This is a genomic window from Phormidesmis priestleyi ULC007, from assembly GCF_003003695.1.
Classification (GTDB): domain Bacteria; phylum Cyanobacteriota; class Cyanobacteriia; order Leptolyngbyales; family Leptolyngbyaceae; genus Phormidesmis_A; species Phormidesmis_A priestleyi_A.
The window spans coordinates 98,709-115,739 of the sequence record NZ_PVWG01000005.1 but is presented as its reverse complement, the minus strand read 5'-3'; the positions used below and the strand labels follow the sequence as shown (position 1 = coordinate 115,739).

Here is a 17,031-nt window from a genome sequence, read left to right as displayed (position 1 = left end):
GTTAGCATTATCCTAATACTCAACTAGCGTAATGATCGGAACCTTGGGAAGCTGCTGTCTCCCGTTGAGGTCTTTTAGCTCGATCACAAAAGCACAGCCGACCAACTCACACCCGGTTTGTTGAATCAGTCGCGCAGTGGCCCCGGCTGTGCCGCCTGTAGCGATTAGGTCGTCCACAATCAAAATTCGTGAACCAGAATGCAGCGCGTCTTGATGAATCTCTAGGCGATCGGTGCCATATTCCAGTTGGTATTCGATCGAGTGAACGGCACTAGGAAGTTTGCCAGGTTTGCGAACGGGAACGAACCCGACCCGCATTTTGTAAGCCAATGGCGCACCAAAAATAAAGCCACGAGACTCCATGCCAACAATCAAATCAGGAGCCAGATCGCCGCACTTTTCAGCCAAGGTATTGATCGTATAGTTCAGCCCTTCTGGGTTGCTCAACAGGGTCGTAATGTCTTTAAACGAGATGCCGGGTTTAGGGAAATCTGGAATTTCGCGAATCAGCGCTTTGAGATCCATAAAAAGTTTGAGAGCGATAGGATATGAGTTGGGTTATCTCACAACTTGTAGTCACTTGTCATCTCGCTCGCGCCACCCAATCAAAAGAAATGATTTCAATCACGATCGAATGAAGAGATTTTTGACGTGAGGATCGCGTTTTGTTGAGCAAACCCCAATTCCTGAAACCTGATATTCTAAAATTAGTCAATAACCTATAAAGCCAACAAACTACAACAATATTAACTGGAGTTTGATGACCCTTGAGGAAAAAATTAATCAGCAGCGAGTCAAACATATTGTCAGCAGCTATCAGCTAGAAGGCAAAGAGACGGAAGCGTTTGCTGACTATTTAGAAGAACTGCTGCAAACCTATGCGATGCCGTTACTTGAGTTAGCACTTGCCGAAACTCTGATAGTTAACTGGATGAATGTGCCGATGCAAAAAGGCATTTTATTTTTGCAGCAAACGCACGATCGCTTAAAAAATTGGGAAACTCACTCAATATCTAGCAGCTTAACGCCCCAAGAATTTCAGCAAATTACCGGGCTAGACCCCAGTCCAATTTTTGGCACCTCTGAGTTTCCGCCACCCTCGATCGCGCGTTCTTGCTGATTCATTCATCCTTCCACAGTCTCGCCTTGGCGACTGTTGCCACACCCCGCACTCGAATTCCGTGTTGATGCAAAATCTGTGTGGTGGCTTGAATGGTTGCGCCAGTCGTATAAATGTCATCCACCAAGAGAACGGGATACTTAGGTTTCTCTTTTTGAAAGGCTTTCCCAATCTTAAACGCCTGAAGTAGGTTTTGTTTTCGTTGAGCGGCTGAGAGATTGAACTGCGCCTCAGTTGAACGGAGTCGCTCTAAACCATCGACTCGCATCGAATGACCTGTAAATTGACAAAAGCTTTGGGCAATCAGTTCTGCCTGGTTATAGCCTCGCTGCCTCTGCTTCTCACCGTGCATCGGAATCGGCACCACAATCACGGGCACCCGATCGAGATTAGCCTCTAACCAAGCTTGCGCTAGCCACTGCCCTAAAGGACGCGCAATCTGAGGCTGATGCTCATATTTAAGCTGCCTGATCGCTTGCCTCACATTTCCGGCATACCATCCCCAAGCAAAGACAGCGGGTTGTTCTTGCCAAAACTGGGCGGGATTGGGGAGTTGACTTTGCTGAAGCTGCCGCGTGCAGTTAGGGCAAAATTCTGTCGGAGTAGAGCGCTGGCAGAGCGGACAAGCCGACTGGAGAAACAGACTGAGCAACGATCGCACAGAAGATATCATCAAGGAGACTCAAATGTGAAGACCTGGTTAACGTACCCAAACTCAAGCCGAATATTGATTAAATGTTGAGCAATCAAAGAGTGAGGGAATCGTGTTTTAAGATCAATCGAACCTAAATTTCAATCACTCTGACGTGTGGACAATTTTTACTGGCTCGATCGGATCTCATCAAATCAGCATCTGCAAGTCGGCGATCGTGCCTTTCACCTGAGCCGTTTGAGGCAGAAGGGATATCCCGTTATTTCTGGGTTTGTGCTTTCTGCTCGCTGGTTTCGAGAGTTTTTAGAAACGATCGAGTGGTCAGATCCGCTCTTTTTTGACCTCGCGCACTCGTCTTTGCGGCTCAATGTCGAAGACGCGAGACAACTGCAAGCGATCTCGCAGCAAATTAGACAGACGATCTTGCTGACCCCTTTGCCGATCGAGTGGACGATTGAGCTAGAAGCCACTGTACAAGCCTTACATTCTGTGACTGATGAACCCACCCAAGCCGTGATTTTGCGCCCCTCGCTAGCGCTTGCCTCCTCAAAACCGAGAGAGTTAACCACATCCTTGCATTCAGAAGCGGCTGATCTGCTAGAGGCTCAAGTTTGCTGGTCGGATCAGATTTCTTTGGAAAGTGGCTTAAAACAGCTTTGGGCAGAAATGTTTCGGGCGAGAAATCTGATTTATTGGCAGCGATCGAACATTGCACTTCACCAGATTCACCTGGCTGTGTTGGTGCAGCCGATCGGAGTCGCGATCGCCTCTGGCTATCTGCAAAACACTCAAATTGATTGGGAGATTCTCGCCACTTGGGGGCTAGAACCCGCGATCGCCAATGGAGAAGTCTTACCCGACCTTTATCGACTGAATCTCGACAATGGCACGGTGTCTTCTCAAATGGGCAGCAAGACGATCGCTTATCACATTGGCTCCTCATCAAACGAGAAAGCAGATTCTCAAACAGGTGAAGGAGTGCGCCCTCTGCAACTCGATTCGCTGAGTGAACTTCAAGATCAGCAGTTTGTTTTAGAGGCTGACCAGTTGCAGCAGTTTGTGCAGCTTGCTCGACGATTAACCGCAGATTTTGGGTCACGGCTCTTACTGGAATGGGCGCTATATCGCACCGATCAAAATCCCCCACGGCTTTACCTGACTCAAATTAAAGCTCAAAGTGATGATGGTTTGATGGCTCAATCGATCGAGTCCGCTTTGATTAACCTGGATGATTCTCTAAATCAGGGATTTGGCACCCCGATCGTATCTGGGTTAGCCGCCGCATCAGGACGAACGATCGCTCAAGCCAGCGTGATCACCAATCTTCAACATCTGCCGATCGACCTCAAACCGGGGACGATTTTGGTCACGTCTGTGATCATGCCTGACTGGTTGCCTTTGCTCAAACAAGCGGCGGGTGTAATTGCCGAACAAGGCGGAATGACCAGTCACGGCGCAATTATCGCGCGCGAGTTAGGAATCCCTGCGGTTGTGGGGGCGATGCAGGCAACCCAACGGATCAAAACGGGAGACTCGCTGCTCATTGATGGAAGTGATGGAAAAGTCTATAAAGCGACTGCGGCGCTAAAACGTGAGTTTGCAAACCAGCAGACAGCAGAAACGCTACTCAATCAAACGGCTGCAATGGAGATCAAAACTCCGATCGCCACTCAACTAATGGTGAATCTCAGCCAGTCCGATCGGCTCGATCACGCGGCAAGTCTGGCAGTCGATGGCGTGGGCTTACTGCGCTCTGAGCTAATGGTGATGGAAATCTTAGATCAACAGCATCCCCAGTTATGGCTGCAAACCGGACGGCGAGACAAACTCATTGATCGGCTGTCTACCCAAATCAGCAAATTTGCTCGTGCGTTTGCGCCTCGCCCTGTTTTTTATCGATCTTTGGATCTGCGATCGCATGAGTTTCGCGGCTTAGAGGGCGGTGATGTGCCGTTTGAGACGAATCCGATGTTGGGAGTGCGCGGCACCTTTAGCTATGTGCTCAATCCCGCTCTGTTTGAGGCGGAGCTTGCCGCTTTGAGCCAAGTTTATCAAACGGGCTATTCCAATGTGCGCTTGGTGTTGCCCTTTGTGCGAACCGTCGAGGAGTTTATCTTTTGTCGGCAGCGAGTTGAGCAAGCCGGGCTGACCCACCATCCCGATTTTCAACTTTGGATTATGGCAGAAGTGCCGTCTGTGCTGTTCTTATTGCCTGAATATGTGCAGGCGGGTGTGCAGGGCATTGCGATCGGCACTAGTGATTTGACGCAGCTATTGTTAGGAGTCGATCGCGATCAGGGTTTGATGGCGCTGACGTTTGACGAACATCATCCGGCGGTGCTGAGAGCGATCGCCCAACTGATCGAGACGGCTCACAAACTTGGCATTCCCTGCTCGATTTGTGGTTTGGCACCCGTTCAATATCCCAGCTTGATTGATTCTTTAGTGCAGTGGGGCGTTACTGCCATTTCTGTCAATTTAGATGCGGTCGAATCGACCTATTACGCGCTCAACCAAGCCGAGCAAAAGCGTCTGGGCAGACTTCAGCGATAGATGTCAAAAGCGCAAAGAGTCTGCTGATCTTAGACTTTTGGCACGGGGTTTCCAGTAAGCTGCGATCGCGAGATTAATCTGCTTAAGCGGCCCATATAAGGCGCTCACGAGTAGAAATGTGATGGCGATCGTCAGCAGAGGGCGCTTTGCCAGCACATCATCCAAAATTGTTACGGCTAGCGCATCCAGGCGAGTCACGATATCCCAACTGTTGAAGCGCAGAAAACGACCCAGATAAATGCCAACGGCACTCAGGGCATGAATCGCTAACTCAGTTCTGAGAATATATCGCCCTAATCCTCGCTGTTTTAGGTAATAGCCCAGGTTGATCAGCGACACGACGTATGCCTCAAAACCAGCGAAGATGAACGCCCCATAAAGCGGAATCAGCACGAGTGTGATTAGCCAAATTGAGTCAGCATATCGCACCTCATCAATGAAGTGAATCACATCGGTCAAGATATAAGGAGCGTTTGGCAAGAAGGCAACAAAGGTCAAAACGCCCAACCACCAGAGCCACGATCGATGACGGTGAGCAAGCGGCATGGGAGGCACCGTGACGGTCGATGACCCCAGTTGAGTGCGACGAAACAGCAACACACTGAGAATGAGGGGCACGATCGCCAAAAACAAGTTCCAACTCATCCAGCGAGCGTTGCTGTGCAGAATATTAAGAGCATTTAGAAGCACGTATTTAACCGTCCAAAATTCCATAGGTCAAGAGCCACAATAATCAGGTCAGTGACGTTTGCCCCATTCATAGGGTTGAGCGTCTGACCCGTAGTCTAAAGACCGAACTTGTCATTAGTATGACAACTAGGTAACTATCTGTTGGACAAAAAAATAGGATAAGCAGCTTTCACTCCTTATCCCACTAGATCTCAACTACGTTCTACATATTTAGTCGATTGTCACGGCGATATTGAGTATAGGCAGCGACAAACAGCCCCGCCAGGGTAATGGGAACCAAACCCAACACAATGCCTAGCAGAATTGGCTCAATCATGGGTGCTCTCCTAAATTTTTAAGGGTTTGATACATTCGATCGGGGTATCCTTAATCTTTATCTTAAGCCCATCAGTCTCCAAAATCTCAACTCCATCAAGCTCTGGAGGTGAAGTCAACACCTATCTTGAGGGCTATATTTCTATCAAAACGTGACGAAAGTTGTTAAAATCTGTTTAGTTAATGATAGATAACTCGCCCAACTATTTCGTTTAGTTAAGACTTTTGAACGAGCAAACCGTTAAACCTGAAAGCCCTGGGCAGAGAATCGTGTTGATCGCGCTGGTGACGATGCTAGCGATCGTGCTGGCGATTTTTGGGTTTAGGCACCTACACAAGCCTGATCCCTATGTCCGAGAGGTGTTGTCTCGACCGGGTGACGCGATTCAAGGGCACGCCATTTTTCAGATGAATTGCGCGGGCTGTCATGGCTTGACGGCAGACGGAAAAGTTGGCCCTAGTTTGAAGGGTGTCTCGGCTCGCAAGTCTCCCGTTGGGCTAATTGATCAAGTAACTAGTGGCAAAACTCCTCCGATGCCGCAGTTTCAACCCAATCCGCAAGAGATGGCAGATGTGTTGAGCTACCTAAAAAGTCTTTAGATTGGTTTTTTGACATGACTCATAGCGTTGCGTGAACAGTAGATCGATCGGAAGTCCTTTGTGCTTGAGTCGTTTCTAGGTTTGCCCTACGATTTTCAGCAAATAGCCAGAACCTGTCGTCACAACCAAGTTATTATCACTGATTGCAATTCCAGACGGAACGCCAAACCGAGCCTTTACCAAGTCTACGATCGCTACCCCATTTCCGCTGCGATCGACTTTTACAATTAATCCTAAATTGGTCGTCAGAAACAGGTGATCATTCCACACCGCCACCCCAAACGGAATCCCAAACCCGGCTTTCTGCACATCAAAGATGACGGATTTTGCTCCTTTAGGGTTGACCCGCAGCAGTTGCCCTTTAGATTGCGCCACGATGAAATCTCCGCCCATCGCCACCACCCCAAACGGATTGCCGCCTGTCAATTCTGCAATTTGGGTGTTGCGCCTGCCGCGTTAATCCGCAACAGTAAACCAGTTGCCTCAACCACATCGGTAGAGAGAGTGACAATATAATCGTCATCACTCACCGCCACCCCAAATGGGGCACCTGCATCACCGCTTAACTCAGAAAGATCGGCGATCGTAGTCACCGTCCCATTAAGCTTGACTCGCAATAGATAGTGATTGGGAAAATAGTCAGAGGTGGTCACTATCAAGTCACTATCGTGGGTCGCGATTCCAAACGGGATTCCTAAGTTCAATTTTTGCAAATCGACCAGAGGCACGATCGTTCCTTGGGGACTGATTTGCAGCACCTCTCCATCGAGCGTTGGCACCATAAACCCAGATGAACTGACCGCAACGCCTTGCAGGGTGTAGAGATTTAAGCCTTGAGCGATCGTTGAAATAGTCGGATTTTTCTGAAGAGGGGATGACACTTGATTTTGGTTCTCTCACCTAATTTTTTTAGAGATTACGGTTTCTGGGGAACTTTTACTCAAGGAAATCAGTCTTTTGCAAAACTGCACAACTCACAGTCTTCGAGAAACTTGTTCCCTATCTGAATCCCTGCAAGTCGCTTTAATTAATGTAGAATATCCGAGTTTCTTCACAAATTTAATCTGCTCGGTTACACAATCACCTTTATCTAGACCAGCAACGCTCCAAATTGTGATTTTTCCTGAGAGTTGCGGAACCTTAAGTAGAGACCACAAAGATCGCAACTTCTCGGATAAAGGTTTATAAAGCTTGAAGCCCAATGACTGCCACAATAAGACTCGGATCGTCCATTGACTCGTTTAGGGCAGCCAGCGCTCACCCCCGCAACTCTTTCTCACCTGGTCTAAAGTTAATCCAACCCTTACACACGTTTTTAGTCGGATGAAAGCAACCAACTCAGCCCCCTTCATTCTCAAATTAGTCGGATTAATCTTAATCCTGTCGTCTCTGATCGATTTTATTACGCTGCTGATCCCGATCAAGTCGCAAGACAACGCCTGGGTCGCAAGCACCTTTACGCAAATGGTCGATCGCGGCATCATCCCGATGATCGGGCTTGCCTTGCTGTTTTTGAGCTACTTTCTCGAATCAGGCACGATCGCGTCTGAGCGCAAGCCGTTTTTAAGCCTCAGATTTTGGGCACTGATTTTATCGAGTGTGCTGGGCTTGGCGTTTTTGTTCATCGCGCCCCTTCATATGAACAACACTCGCATTCTCGCCGAGCAGTCTAATAAGCAGATTGATGACAGAGCCGCTAACCTGACGGCTGACCTCAACTCTAAAGTTCAGCAGCGTCAAGACCAGTTGACGGCGGCCCTCAAAGACGAAAAACAGCGTCAACTTTTAGATCAACAACTGACGCAAATTGGTCAAGCGATCGCGAGTGGGCAGCTCAAAGGCGACCAGCTTGCTCAAGCCCAACAAGCGCAAAAAGAATTGCAGCAGCTCAAGACCGACCCGTCTGCGATCGAGTCTAAAGCCAAAGATTTCCGAAATCAGGGGCTAATTAAAATTGCGGATGAGCAAAAGCAACTCAAAGCCCAAGCCGAAACTGATTTCCGTAAGACCAGCGTTCGCGTCGGTTTGAGCAGTCTGCTGTTAGCGCTAGGCTATAGCATCATTGGCTGGACAGGTCTGCGAGAAATGGGAGTCTTTAGAGGCTCTCGGCTCAAAGCCCCGATCCGCTAGAAGTCATTCCTGTCTAAATTGGGCGGTTGACCGTTGACATTTTTTGTCGATCGTCAACCGCTTGCTGTAAGTCACCGTTTTAACCCCGCTCAAATACCCCGGCATGTTCTCAATCTATATCCTCACGCACAACGAAGAAATTGATATCGCGGCTTGCATTGAGTCGGCTTTGCTGTCAGATGATGTGATTGTGGTCGATTCTTTCAGTGACGATCGCACGATCGAGATTGCGAATCGTTACCCGGTTCGGGTGGTGCAACACGCTTTTGAAAGTCATGGCAAACAGCGCACTTGGATGCTGCGATCGATTCCAGCAAAGCACGAATGGGTCTATATCTTAGAAGCCGATGAGCGAATGACACCTGCACTTTTTGAGGAGTGTTTGACCACTATTCTGCAACCAACTCATGTGGGATATTACGCCGCCGAGCGAGTCATGTTTATGGGGCACTGGATTCGCTACAGCACTCAATATCCTCGCTATCAGCTTCGGCTCTTTGACAAACACAAAGTCTGGTTCAGCGATTATGGGCACACCGAGCGCGAAGTTGTCGAAGGCTCTACCGGATTTTTAACCGAAACCTATCCTCACTACACTTGCAGCAAGGGCATGAGCCGCTGGATCGATAAACACAATCACTATTCGACTAACGAAGCGATCGAAACCGTCCATCAGCTCGATAAAGGCAAGATTCAATGGCGTGAAGTGTGGTTTGGCCAATCAGAAGTCGATCGCCGCCGTGCGCTCAAAGATCTTTCCCTACGGATGCCGTTTCGCCCGATCGTCCGCTTTCTCTATATGTATTTTCTGCTAGGCGGCTTTCTCGATGGTCGTGCAGGCTTTTCCTGGTGTACCTTACAAGCATTTTATGAATATCTAATTTTGCTAAAAGTCTGGGAGATTAGACACATGCCTGGGTCTAGTTCTCGTGATCACTCTGTTTGATAATCTCAGTAATGTTAAATAAGATACCAATCCTGTTCGGATATTCCCGATCGGGGATCAATGGTTAAATAGGAAAAACCTGGCTTAAAAAATCTCTGTAGACTTTGAAACATTTCTTTACAAGTCTTGTAGATTAGGATAGAGACATTCAGTAAATCAATTGAGAGGTGGGGATCGTAACCCCTGAGACAGGCAAAATCAACGAAGCACTTCGCATTCTTTGACGGTCAGAATTTTGCTTACCGCCTTTTCATCGATTGAAGTCAAGATCCTAATTTTCGTGATAATTGCAGCCAGTTGAAAGAGAGGGCTACCTGTGATCCAACGTCTTAAACAAGACTTAAAAAATGACCTAATTGCAGGTTTGTTAGTGGTGATTCCATTAGCTACCACGATTTGGCTGACGATTACGATCGCAAGCTGGGTGATCAATTTTCTGACTCGCATCCCCAAGCAGATCAACCCGTTTAACGATCTCAATCCGTTTTTGGTGAATTTAATCGATCTGACCGTTGGCTTGACGGTGCCTCTGCTGTGCATCCTGCTGATCGGACTCATGGCACGCAATATTGCCGGACGCTGGCTCCTAGATTTTGGCGAACGGATTTTGCAAGCGATTCCGCTAGCAGGAGCTATCTATAAAACGCTCAAACAACTGTTAGAAACTCTCTTCAAAGATTCTAACGGTCGATTTCGGCGCGTTGTGTTAGTCGAATATCCGCGCACTGGTGTCTGGTCGATCGGGTTTGTCACAGGCGCGATCGGTGCTGAGGTGCAGTCTCATTTCCCTCACGAGATGGTGAGTGTGTTCATTCCGACAACCCCAAACCCGACCACAGGCTGGTATGCGGTTGTGCCAGAGTCGGGGGTGATCACGCTGTCACTGCCGATCGAGGATGCGTTCAAAATTATTATTTCGGGTGGCATTGTTAGCCCTGAGTCGCTCATGTTAGCTCCTTTGGCGGCACCTCCTACTAGCAGCAGCAAGCGAGTTTTAGAGTCTTTGGTTGAGCCATCGCCTCGGCAAGCCCTGGCAGAAGAATAGCGATTTGAATCGGTCTAAAATTCTTCTACGATCGTCGATCCAAACTTGCTAAGATAACCAGACCGAACCTAGTCAACTAAATCCGCCATGCAAGCCCGTCGAATTGCCCGTGAACTGGCTCTTTTGAGCATCAGCCAGCTACCTGCCAAGCAGGAGCGATTGACCACCCAAAAACTTCAAGATATTGTTGTGGCGGCGATTCGCACTCTGGCAACTGATGCCCACGACACTCTAGAAACCGCAGTCGGCGAACTGCAACGCGGCAATAGCCGACTCCTCAGCAGCGAAACCCGCGCTAGCGATGTAGATGCGGCTAGAGAGATGGTGAGGGAAGCGATCGACCTGACCGAAACCGCCATCAATCGAGTCGGCAGAACCTTTGAAATTCCTGAACTTCTTCAGTTGGCTAACCAGCCAGAGGTGCGTGCTTATTCTTTAGAGATTCTGACTCGGTTTTATGAAGAGCGGCAGGAAGTCGATCAAGTTTTAACCAACGCCCTGGTTGGCTGGCAGTTAGACCGACTAGCACGGGTCGATCGAGACATCCTCCGCATTGCTGTCACCGAAATGATGTACTTAGGTCTGCGACTCGAATACGCAATTAATGAAGCTGTAGAACTCGCTAAACGCTATAGCGACGAAGAAGGCTACAAATTCATCAACGGGGTTTTGCGACGAGTCACTGAGCAAATAAAAGCCAGTGCAAAAGCTCGTAATTCGTAGAGAGCAACTTCAATTACATTAAATAGAGTGAGAGAAGATTCAGGTAACTGCAATGACGTTCAATTGGTTCAATCGTAAATTCGATCAAAAGGCTGAGGAATCAAAAGCAGACGAGCCTGCTCAACCCGAACCTGAACCAACGCCTGCGGCAACATCAAATCCGTCAGATGTAGATGAAAGCTATCTGAGTTTTGCCAAAGCCGCTTATGAAAACATCAAAAAGAAGCGTCAGCAGCAGGAAGAACTAGTTCAACCCGTTGAAGCGATCGCACCTCAAGAGATCTTGGCAGATACGGTAGAAGCACCCGAAGACGCGGTTCCTGTATCGCCTGAAGGGTTCTCTGTTGAAGCGGTTAACCAATTTTTAGGCACTCTAGAAGACGTTAAAAATGATTTAACAGCGGCGATCGCATCTCCTGAATCTCTTGAACCTGCTCCCGAAGTTGCGGCAATTCCGGCTGAGGCTCCACCCGAACCAGCGGCTCCTCTACCATTTTGGGCACAGTCTGAAGCCGATCGAGAAGCTCGTCTAGAAAGACTTCGGGCAACCGCGATCGAGGAAGAACAACCCCTCGCCGCCGTTCAGCCGCCCAGCGCGATCGAAGAAGCTCCCGCGTTTGCCCTCGATGAAGGATTTCTCTGGTCTACCGAAGTTTTGGCGGCTCAGGGTCGTCGCGCTGAAGACATCACCCTCGAAGAGATCACCTGGCTAAAACGGTTAAGACAGGGGCTAGACAAAACCCGCCGAGGGTTGATTAATCAACTCAAGGCGATCGTGGGTCAAGGCCCGCTCAATCAAGATGCGGTGACTGAAATCGAGGCTCTGCTGCTGCAAGCCGATGCAGGTGTAGAAGCCACCGACAAAATTATCGCCGCGCTGCAAACCAAACTGCGCGAAGAAGTGCTGCCGCCAGAGGAAGCGATCGCCTACCTCAAAAAACTGCTGCGCGACCTGCTCGATCGTCCGCTTCAGTCTCACAACCCGGTATTTGTGCCTGAGAAAGACACGCTCAACATTTGGCTGATCACTGGAGTGAATGGGGCAGGCAAGACGACGACGATCGGCAAACTCGCTCATATTGCTCAAAAGTCTGGCTATCGGTGCTTAATTGCTGCCGCCGACACGTTTCGTGCTGCTGCCGTTGAGCAGGTGAAAGTTTGGGGTCAGCGTAGCGGGGTGGATGTGATCGCCAACCCCGGACAAAATACCGATCCAGCCGCCGTTGTTTTTGATGGCATTGCCGCCGCCCAATCACGAGGCACTGAATTGCTGCTAGTCGATACCGCAGGACGACTTCAAAACAAAAAAAACCTGATGGATGAGCTGACCAAGATTCGTCGCATCATTGACAAAAAAGCAGGCAATGCCAGAGTTGAGTCTCTGCTGGTTTTAGACGCGACACTGGGGCAAAACGGTCTGAGACAGGCGCGAGTTTTTTCAGAAGCGGCTCAACTCAGTGGCGTGGTGCTGACAAAGCTTGATGGCACCGCTAAAGGAGGCGTGGCTCTGGCAGTGGTTGAAGAATTAGGGCTACCCATTCGGTTTATTGGAGCCGGGGAAGGCATCGAAGATCTGCGTCCCTTTTCTAGCTATGAGTTTGTCGAAGCCTTGATTAGTGGCTAAATTGCACATTCATGTTCGGTTTCGCTCAGTTGCGACTACAATTGCCTGAAATTACTCAGATGCGTCTGTAATTTTGCAAGCAGACTGATGTAAGTTCGATCTCCGATTACCGTCATTAATATTACGCCCTCAAGCCGAAAAACACTTGAGTGATCAAAGTGCGATCGCTAGAGTCGCCAGTTTTACGATCGGCAAACCCTCTAGCTCACCCCATCAACAGAAACCGTATATCCGAACTAAATTCAGCTTGCTTAAATCCGCTAAAACTCCCGTAAAAATAGATGCCACGCTTTGCAACCCATTCGTTACTATTGATGTTCACAACTGAGTAACGATTAAACGTTCACAAGTTGTTTATTTTTGACTTATATTCTCTAGCACGGATACTCGAATCCCTTATCTGACCTAATGACTGCTGTGCCCTTTCCTAGACAGCCCTCTCAACCGCCCGATCGCAACGGTGCCTCAGACGTAACGCCAGTGTTTGCCCTCAAGGAACTGGTGGCACGGCTGAACCGTGAGCAGCACAAAATTCAAGACCTGTTGAGTTCGCTAGGGTTTGCGCTTCGCAGTTTTAACAATCTCAATCAGTTTCTAGAGTTGATTCCTCTGATGGCGAGCCGCGTCACTGATGCTGATGGCGGCGCGCTGATCATGTTTCGCCCCAATGGACAAGTCAAACTAGAGCGGCTGCATTGCCAAGATAATCACTGGGGTCAAGAGATTCGTAAAGCTCTAGAAGCGGCAATGCGACAAGTCACCACCTTGTTTGCAGGCGTGCCCCCGGCTGAAGGATTGACTAAATCGCCCCAAGCGATCGCCAAGCTTGATCATCAAGTCAGCCGTTTTCTCGGATCAGACATTCAAATCTTTGGAACCGCAATTCTGGTCAGAAATATCGAACGGGGACGGCTGTACGTGTTTAGCCGTGATCCTGACTACACGTGGACAGAGACTCGTCAAAAATTAGTTCGGTTAGTGGCAGATCAAACGGCGGTTGCGATCGAGAACGACGAATTAACCGTCGAGCTTCGCAAAAAAGAGCGGCTCGATCGTGAGTTAGAAATCGGAGCCGATATTCAGTTGCGGCTTTTGCCTCGGCAGTGCCCCAATATTGAGGGCGTAGAATTAGCGGCGTTATGTAAAACGGCAAGTCGGGTGGGCGGCGACTACTATGACTTTATCCCAGCCGACTATGGGCAGATTCGCAAGCCAGACAGCGAAAACGAATCGGGGCGATGGAGTCTGACGATCGGCGATGTCATGGGCAAAGGCGTTCCCGCAGGTCTGATCATGACGATGACGCGGGGAATGCTGCGGGCAGAGGTTTTAAACGGACACTCTCCGGCTCGCATTTTGCAACATCTCAATCAGGTCATGTATGCCGATTTAGAAAACTCGAATCGGTTCGTGACACTCTTTTATTCGGAATACGATCCCAAAACTCGCATTCTGTCTTATAGCAATGCGGCTCACAATCCACCTTTGTTGTGGCAGGCTGAGACGGATACGATCGAGCGCCTAGACACGTTAGGAATGCTGATCGGATTGGATGCTGAAACTGAGTATCAAGACGCTCAGGTGCAGCTATCTCCGGGCGACACGATCATCTATTACACGGATGGTTTTACCGACGCAGCCAACCAACATGGGCGGCGATTTGACGAAGAAAACTTGACCAAAGCCTTTCAGTTAGCGTGTCGCAAATATGACGATCCGCAAATGATTTTGAAATATTTGTTTGAGTGTGTGCAAAAGTTTATCGGAGCGGACAAGCACAACGCGGATGATATGACGCTAGTCGTGATGCGGATCTCAGGAGAAAATAGGCGTTAATCAAGTGAGACAGTCTCGACAGCTTTTGGCAATCAGGACTGTCTCATTTTGAAAGAGTTGCGATCGCAACTCTTAAATCAGCTTGATCGCACGGAAGCCAAAAAACAGCGCCAGTGCTAACCCGAATGCACCACCCACAAGGGCTAAATAAGCGATCACTGCTGACATAGCGGCATACTCCAAATAAATCCTATACCCAACTATACGGAACTATTGACCCATAAAGAAAGAGTTGTGGTGGCAAGCGCTCCCATCATTTCAGATAAGATAGCCAGTAAGATTTTACTGCGTCACTCATTATGCAATCTGTTATTCCGGTTCCGTTGCCTCAGAACGCTTATGCGATCGCCATCGCTCCGGGCAGTCTCGATCACATTGGCTCATGGCTCACCGGAGAAACGCTCACCCTCAAACCGCAAAGCAAGATTCTCGTCGTCTCGAATCCGATGATTTTTCGGGCTTATGGGCAACGGGTGATCGACTCGCTGACTCAGGCAGGCTTTCAGGTCACAAGCTGCATTCTACCTGCGGGAGAATGCTACAAAACTCCGGCAACGGTGCAAAAAATTTATGATGCGGCGCTAGAAAATCGGTTAGAACGATCGTCCACCATGGTGGCACTAGGCGGCGGCGTAATTGGCGACATGACGGGATTTGCCGCCTCGACTTGGTTAAGAGGCATAAATGTCGTACAGGTGCCAACAACGCTATTGGCAATGGTCGATGCGGCGATCGGGGGCAAAACCGGGGTCAATCATCCCCAAGGCAAAAACTTGATCGGTGCTTTTCATCAGCCTCGACTGGTGTTGATCGATCCGCAAGTGTTAAAAACGCTGCCGATGCGAGAGTTTCGCGCCGGGATTGCAGAAGTGATCAAATACGGCATTATCTGGGACGCAGAACTGTTCGAGAAGATGGAGCAAGCCAAACGACTCGATCAACTGCGCTATGTCGATGATGAACTGCTGCAAGAGATTTTGACGCGATCGTGTCAGGCAAAAGCGCACGTCGTCAACAAAGATGAGAAAGAATCAGGACTGCGCGAAATTCTCAACTATGGACACACGATCGGACACGCGGTTGAGAGTCTCACAGGCTATCGAGTTATCAATCATGGCGAAGGCGTGGCGATCGGCATGGTAGCAGCCGGACAAATTGCGGTTGAGATGGGGCTGTGGGATCAAGAAAGCTGCGATCGTCAACTGTCCCTAATCGAGAAAGCGGGTTTGCCAACTCGTTTACCTGATGGGATGGACATTGAAGCGATTCTCACAACGCTGCAAAGCGATAAAAAAGTTCAATCGGGCAAAGTGCGATTTGTGTTGCCGACCGCGATCGGAACGGCGATCACCACTGACCAAGTGACCTCCGATATGATTCGGAGTGTGTTGAAACAAATGTGATACAAATATTCTATTAGGTTAAAACAATCGGCTCTCTGGAGCTTTTGTCGTCATGGTGTCTCAAACAAAAGCCGAAGTTTTTTACCCGGAACGCGACGGGCAACCCATGTCGGATAACACCAAGCAGTTTCGATGGATTGTCACGATTAAAGAAAACCTGGAGTCGCTGTTTACGAACAATTCCAGCGTATTTGTGGCGGGTGATCTGCTGTGGTATCCCGTTGAGGGCAGCAATACCATTCGGCAAGCACCTGATGCGATGGTGGTGTTTGGGCGACCCAAGGGCGATCGTGGCTCTTATCAACAGTGGCTAGAAGGCAACATTCCGCCGCAGGTTGTATTTGAGATTTTGTCGCCGGGAAATCGGTTAGCAGAAACCGCCAGAAAGTATAAGTTTTATAACCAATATGGGGTTGAAGAATATTATGTCTACGACCCAGACGATAACGAGTTGATCGGATGGCTGCGATCGGACAGCTATTTGGACGTGATTGAAAATATGTCTGGCTGGATCAGTCCTCGATTAAAAATTCGATTTGAGATCACGGCTGACACGATGGAAATCTATCGTCCTGATGGAGAGCGATTTCTGACTTTTACAGAACTTGGGCAATTGAGAGATCAAGAACGGCAGCGCGCCGAACAAGAACGACAACGCGCCGATCGACTAGCAGAACGCTTGCGAGAGATGGGGGTCAACCCTGACGAAGTGTAATCAGTGGTTCAGATTTTTTCGGCAATGTGGAACGCTGATAGGTAGCAAACTTGAACACCTTCACCCAATCTCTCTAACACTTCTCGCAGACTTGTGAATACAGAATCTCGCTCGGATGGGTCTAACATTTTGTAGGGTGAGAAGGTGTTTAGAAGCATCAAATAATCGTCGATGGAGTAAGTCATTTTGCACGGCAAATGCTCACACACAGCCGTTCTAAAGAGTCCTGAGTCAGCGATATCTTGCGTGAGTCCCTGAAGAATTCGCTCTTGCGTAGCTCGGTCTTCTCTTTCTGCAACCAGAGAAGGTGCCTGCGATTGATAAACTTTAGTGAGCGGTTGATAAACTTGGCTGGGTTCTAGACAAACCATTGAGAACCCCGATCGAGCAAACGGAACCGTGGCAATTCCAGGGCCACACCCCAATTCGAGAATAGTTGCACCGGGAGGCAGTTGGGCAACTGCGATCGCACGATCAATCAGCGTTTGAGGATAGCGCGGTCTAACTTTGTTGTAAGCCTCGGCAACGTCGCCATACCAGTTCTTTCGCTGGTCTGAACTATAATTTGCAGCAACTTGTCCATACCAATTTTTTGTTCGCTCAGAATCGTTCATAGGTAAACGTGAAAGCTTTGCTTGAATTGAGTTTCATGATATTTTTAGCTAGTTTGACTGAAGTT

19 protein-coding genes are annotated in these 17,031 nt (G+C 48.9%); 11 read left to right on the top strand and 8 right to left on the bottom strand.

Features of this window, described 5'->3' with window-relative positions; all coding sequences use genetic code 11:
• Positions 1–12 precede the first annotated feature (12 nt).
• Positions 13–525, bottom strand: a complete 513-nt coding sequence (locus tag C7B65_RS06925) for an adenine phosphoribosyltransferase (protein WP_073070097.1) — start codon at positions 523–525, stop codon at positions 13–15.
• Between the two features lie 235 nt (positions 526–760).
• On the opposite strand from C7B65_RS06925, the gene C7B65_RS06920 reads away from it, so the two are divergent.
• The gene (locus tag C7B65_RS06920; protein ID WP_073070096.1) at positions 761–1,120 is read left to right on the top strand and encodes a hypothetical protein; all 360 of its coding nucleotides are present in this window, start codon (positions 761–763) and stop codon (positions 1,118–1,120) included.
• A 1-nt stretch (position 1,121) separates the two neighbouring features.
• Here the strand turns inward: C7B65_RS06920 and C7B65_RS06915 are convergent, their stop codons facing one another.
• Positions 1,122–1,793, bottom strand: coding sequence for a ComF family protein (locus C7B65_RS06915; RefSeq protein ID WP_073070095.1), 672 nt, complete (start codon positions 1,791–1,793; stop codon positions 1,122–1,124).
• Positions 1,794–1,928: 135 nt separating this feature from the next.
• On the opposite strand from C7B65_RS06915, the gene C7B65_RS06910 reads away from it, so the two are divergent.
• On the top strand, positions 1,929–4,325 hold the full coding sequence (locus tag C7B65_RS06910) for a putative PEP-binding protein (protein WP_073070094.1): 2,397 nt from the start codon (positions 1,929–1,931) through the stop codon (positions 4,323–4,325).
• Between the two features lie 3 nt (positions 4,326–4,328).
• Here the strand turns inward: C7B65_RS06910 and C7B65_RS06905 are convergent, their stop codons facing one another.
• Both C7B65_RS06905 and petG read right to left on the bottom strand, forming a co-directional pair.
• A complete protein-coding gene (locus tag C7B65_RS06905; protein ID WP_073070093.1) occupies positions 4,329–5,039 on the bottom strand; it encodes a DUF1361 domain-containing protein in 711 nt (236 codons plus the stop codon).
• A 178-nt stretch (positions 5,040–5,217) separates the two neighbouring features.
• Positions 5,218–5,331, bottom strand: coding sequence for a cytochrome b6-f complex subunit V (petG, locus tag C7B65_RS06900; protein ID WP_073070092.1), 114 nt, complete (start codon positions 5,329–5,331; stop codon positions 5,218–5,220).
• Between the two features lie 224 nt (positions 5,332–5,555).
• On the opposite strand from petG, the gene C7B65_RS06895 reads away from it, so the two are divergent.
• Complete coding sequence (locus C7B65_RS06895; protein ID WP_073070091.1) at positions 5,556–5,930, top strand: c-type cytochrome; 375 nt, start codon at positions 5,556–5,558, stop codon at positions 5,928–5,930.
• Positions 5,931–6,005: 75 nt separating this feature from the next.
• Here C7B65_RS06895 and C7B65_RS06890 read toward each other — a convergent pair whose 3' ends face one another.
• The gene (locus tag C7B65_RS06890; RefSeq protein ID WP_073070090.1) at positions 6,006–6,356 is read right to left on the bottom strand and encodes a hypothetical protein; all 351 of its coding nucleotides are present in this window, start codon (positions 6,354–6,356) and stop codon (positions 6,006–6,008) included.
• The gene (locus tag C7B65_RS06885; RefSeq protein ID WP_073070089.1) at positions 6,353–6,811 is read right to left on the bottom strand and encodes an NHL repeat-containing protein; all 459 of its coding nucleotides are present in this window, start codon (positions 6,809–6,811) and stop codon (positions 6,353–6,355) included. The genes C7B65_RS06890 and C7B65_RS06885 overlap by 4 nt, the downstream gene beginning before the upstream one ends.
• A 442-nt stretch (positions 6,812–7,253) precedes the next feature.
• Here C7B65_RS06885 and C7B65_RS06880 point away from each other — a divergent pair, with 442 nt between their 5' ends.
• The 6 genes from C7B65_RS06880 (at position 7,254) to C7B65_RS06855 (ending at position 14,234) form a co-directional block, all read left to right on the top strand.
• Positions 7,254–8,060 carry an HpsJ family protein gene (locus tag C7B65_RS06880; protein WP_073070088.1) on the top strand — a complete coding sequence of 269 codons (807 nt, stop codon included), beginning with the start codon at positions 7,254–7,256 and terminating at the stop codon, positions 8,058–8,060.
• Positions 8,061–8,163: 103 nt separating this feature from the next.
• Entirely contained in the window at positions 8,164–9,006 is an 843-nt protein-coding gene (locus C7B65_RS06875; protein WP_073070087.1) for a glycosyltransferase family 2 protein, read from the top strand.
• A 316-nt stretch (positions 9,007–9,322) separates the two neighbouring features.
• Positions 9,323–10,051, top strand: a complete 729-nt coding sequence (locus C7B65_RS06870) for a DUF502 domain-containing protein (protein WP_073070086.1) — start codon at positions 9,323–9,325, stop codon at positions 10,049–10,051.
• Positions 10,052–10,138: 87 nt separating this feature from the next.
• Entirely contained in the window at positions 10,139–10,774 is a 636-nt protein-coding gene (gene nusB / locus C7B65_RS06865) for a transcription antitermination factor NusB (RefSeq protein WP_073070085.1), read from the top strand.
• Positions 10,775–10,826: 52 nt separating this feature from the next.
• A complete protein-coding gene (gene ftsY, locus C7B65_RS06860; protein ID WP_073070084.1) occupies positions 10,827–12,398 on the top strand; it encodes a signal recognition particle-docking protein FtsY in 1,572 nt (523 codons plus the stop codon).
• 408 nt (positions 12,399–12,806) lie between these two features.
• Entirely contained in the window at positions 12,807–14,234 is a 1,428-nt protein-coding gene (locus tag C7B65_RS06855; RefSeq protein WP_106253957.1) for a PP2C family protein-serine/threonine phosphatase, read from the top strand.
• A gap of 72 nt (positions 14,235–14,306) precedes the next feature.
• Here C7B65_RS06855 and petL read toward each other — a convergent pair whose 3' ends face one another.
• The gene (gene petL, locus C7B65_RS06850; protein ID WP_073070083.1) at positions 14,307–14,402 is read right to left on the bottom strand and encodes a cytochrome b6-f complex subunit PetL; all 96 of its coding nucleotides are present in this window, start codon (positions 14,400–14,402) and stop codon (positions 14,307–14,309) included.
• 131 nt (positions 14,403–14,533) lie between these two features.
• Here petL and aroB point away from each other — a divergent pair, with 131 nt between their 5' ends.
• Together aroB and C7B65_RS06840 are read left to right on the top strand one after the other, a co-directional pair.
• Positions 14,534–15,637 carry a 3-dehydroquinate synthase gene (aroB, locus tag C7B65_RS06845; protein ID WP_073070082.1) on the top strand — a complete coding sequence of 368 codons (1,104 nt, stop codon included), beginning with the start codon at positions 14,534–14,536 and terminating at the stop codon, positions 15,635–15,637.
• A gap of 52 nt (positions 15,638–15,689) precedes the next feature.
• Positions 15,690–16,352, top strand: coding sequence for a Uma2 family endonuclease (locus C7B65_RS06840; protein WP_073070081.1), 663 nt, complete (start codon positions 15,690–15,692; stop codon positions 16,350–16,352).
• A gap of 8 nt (positions 16,353–16,360) precedes the next feature.
• Here C7B65_RS06840 and C7B65_RS06835 read toward each other — a convergent pair whose 3' ends face one another.
• Positions 16,361–16,966, bottom strand: a complete 606-nt coding sequence (locus C7B65_RS06835) for a methyltransferase domain-containing protein (protein ID WP_073070080.1) — start codon at positions 16,964–16,966, stop codon at positions 16,361–16,363.
• Positions 16,967–17,031: the final 65 nt, after the last annotated feature.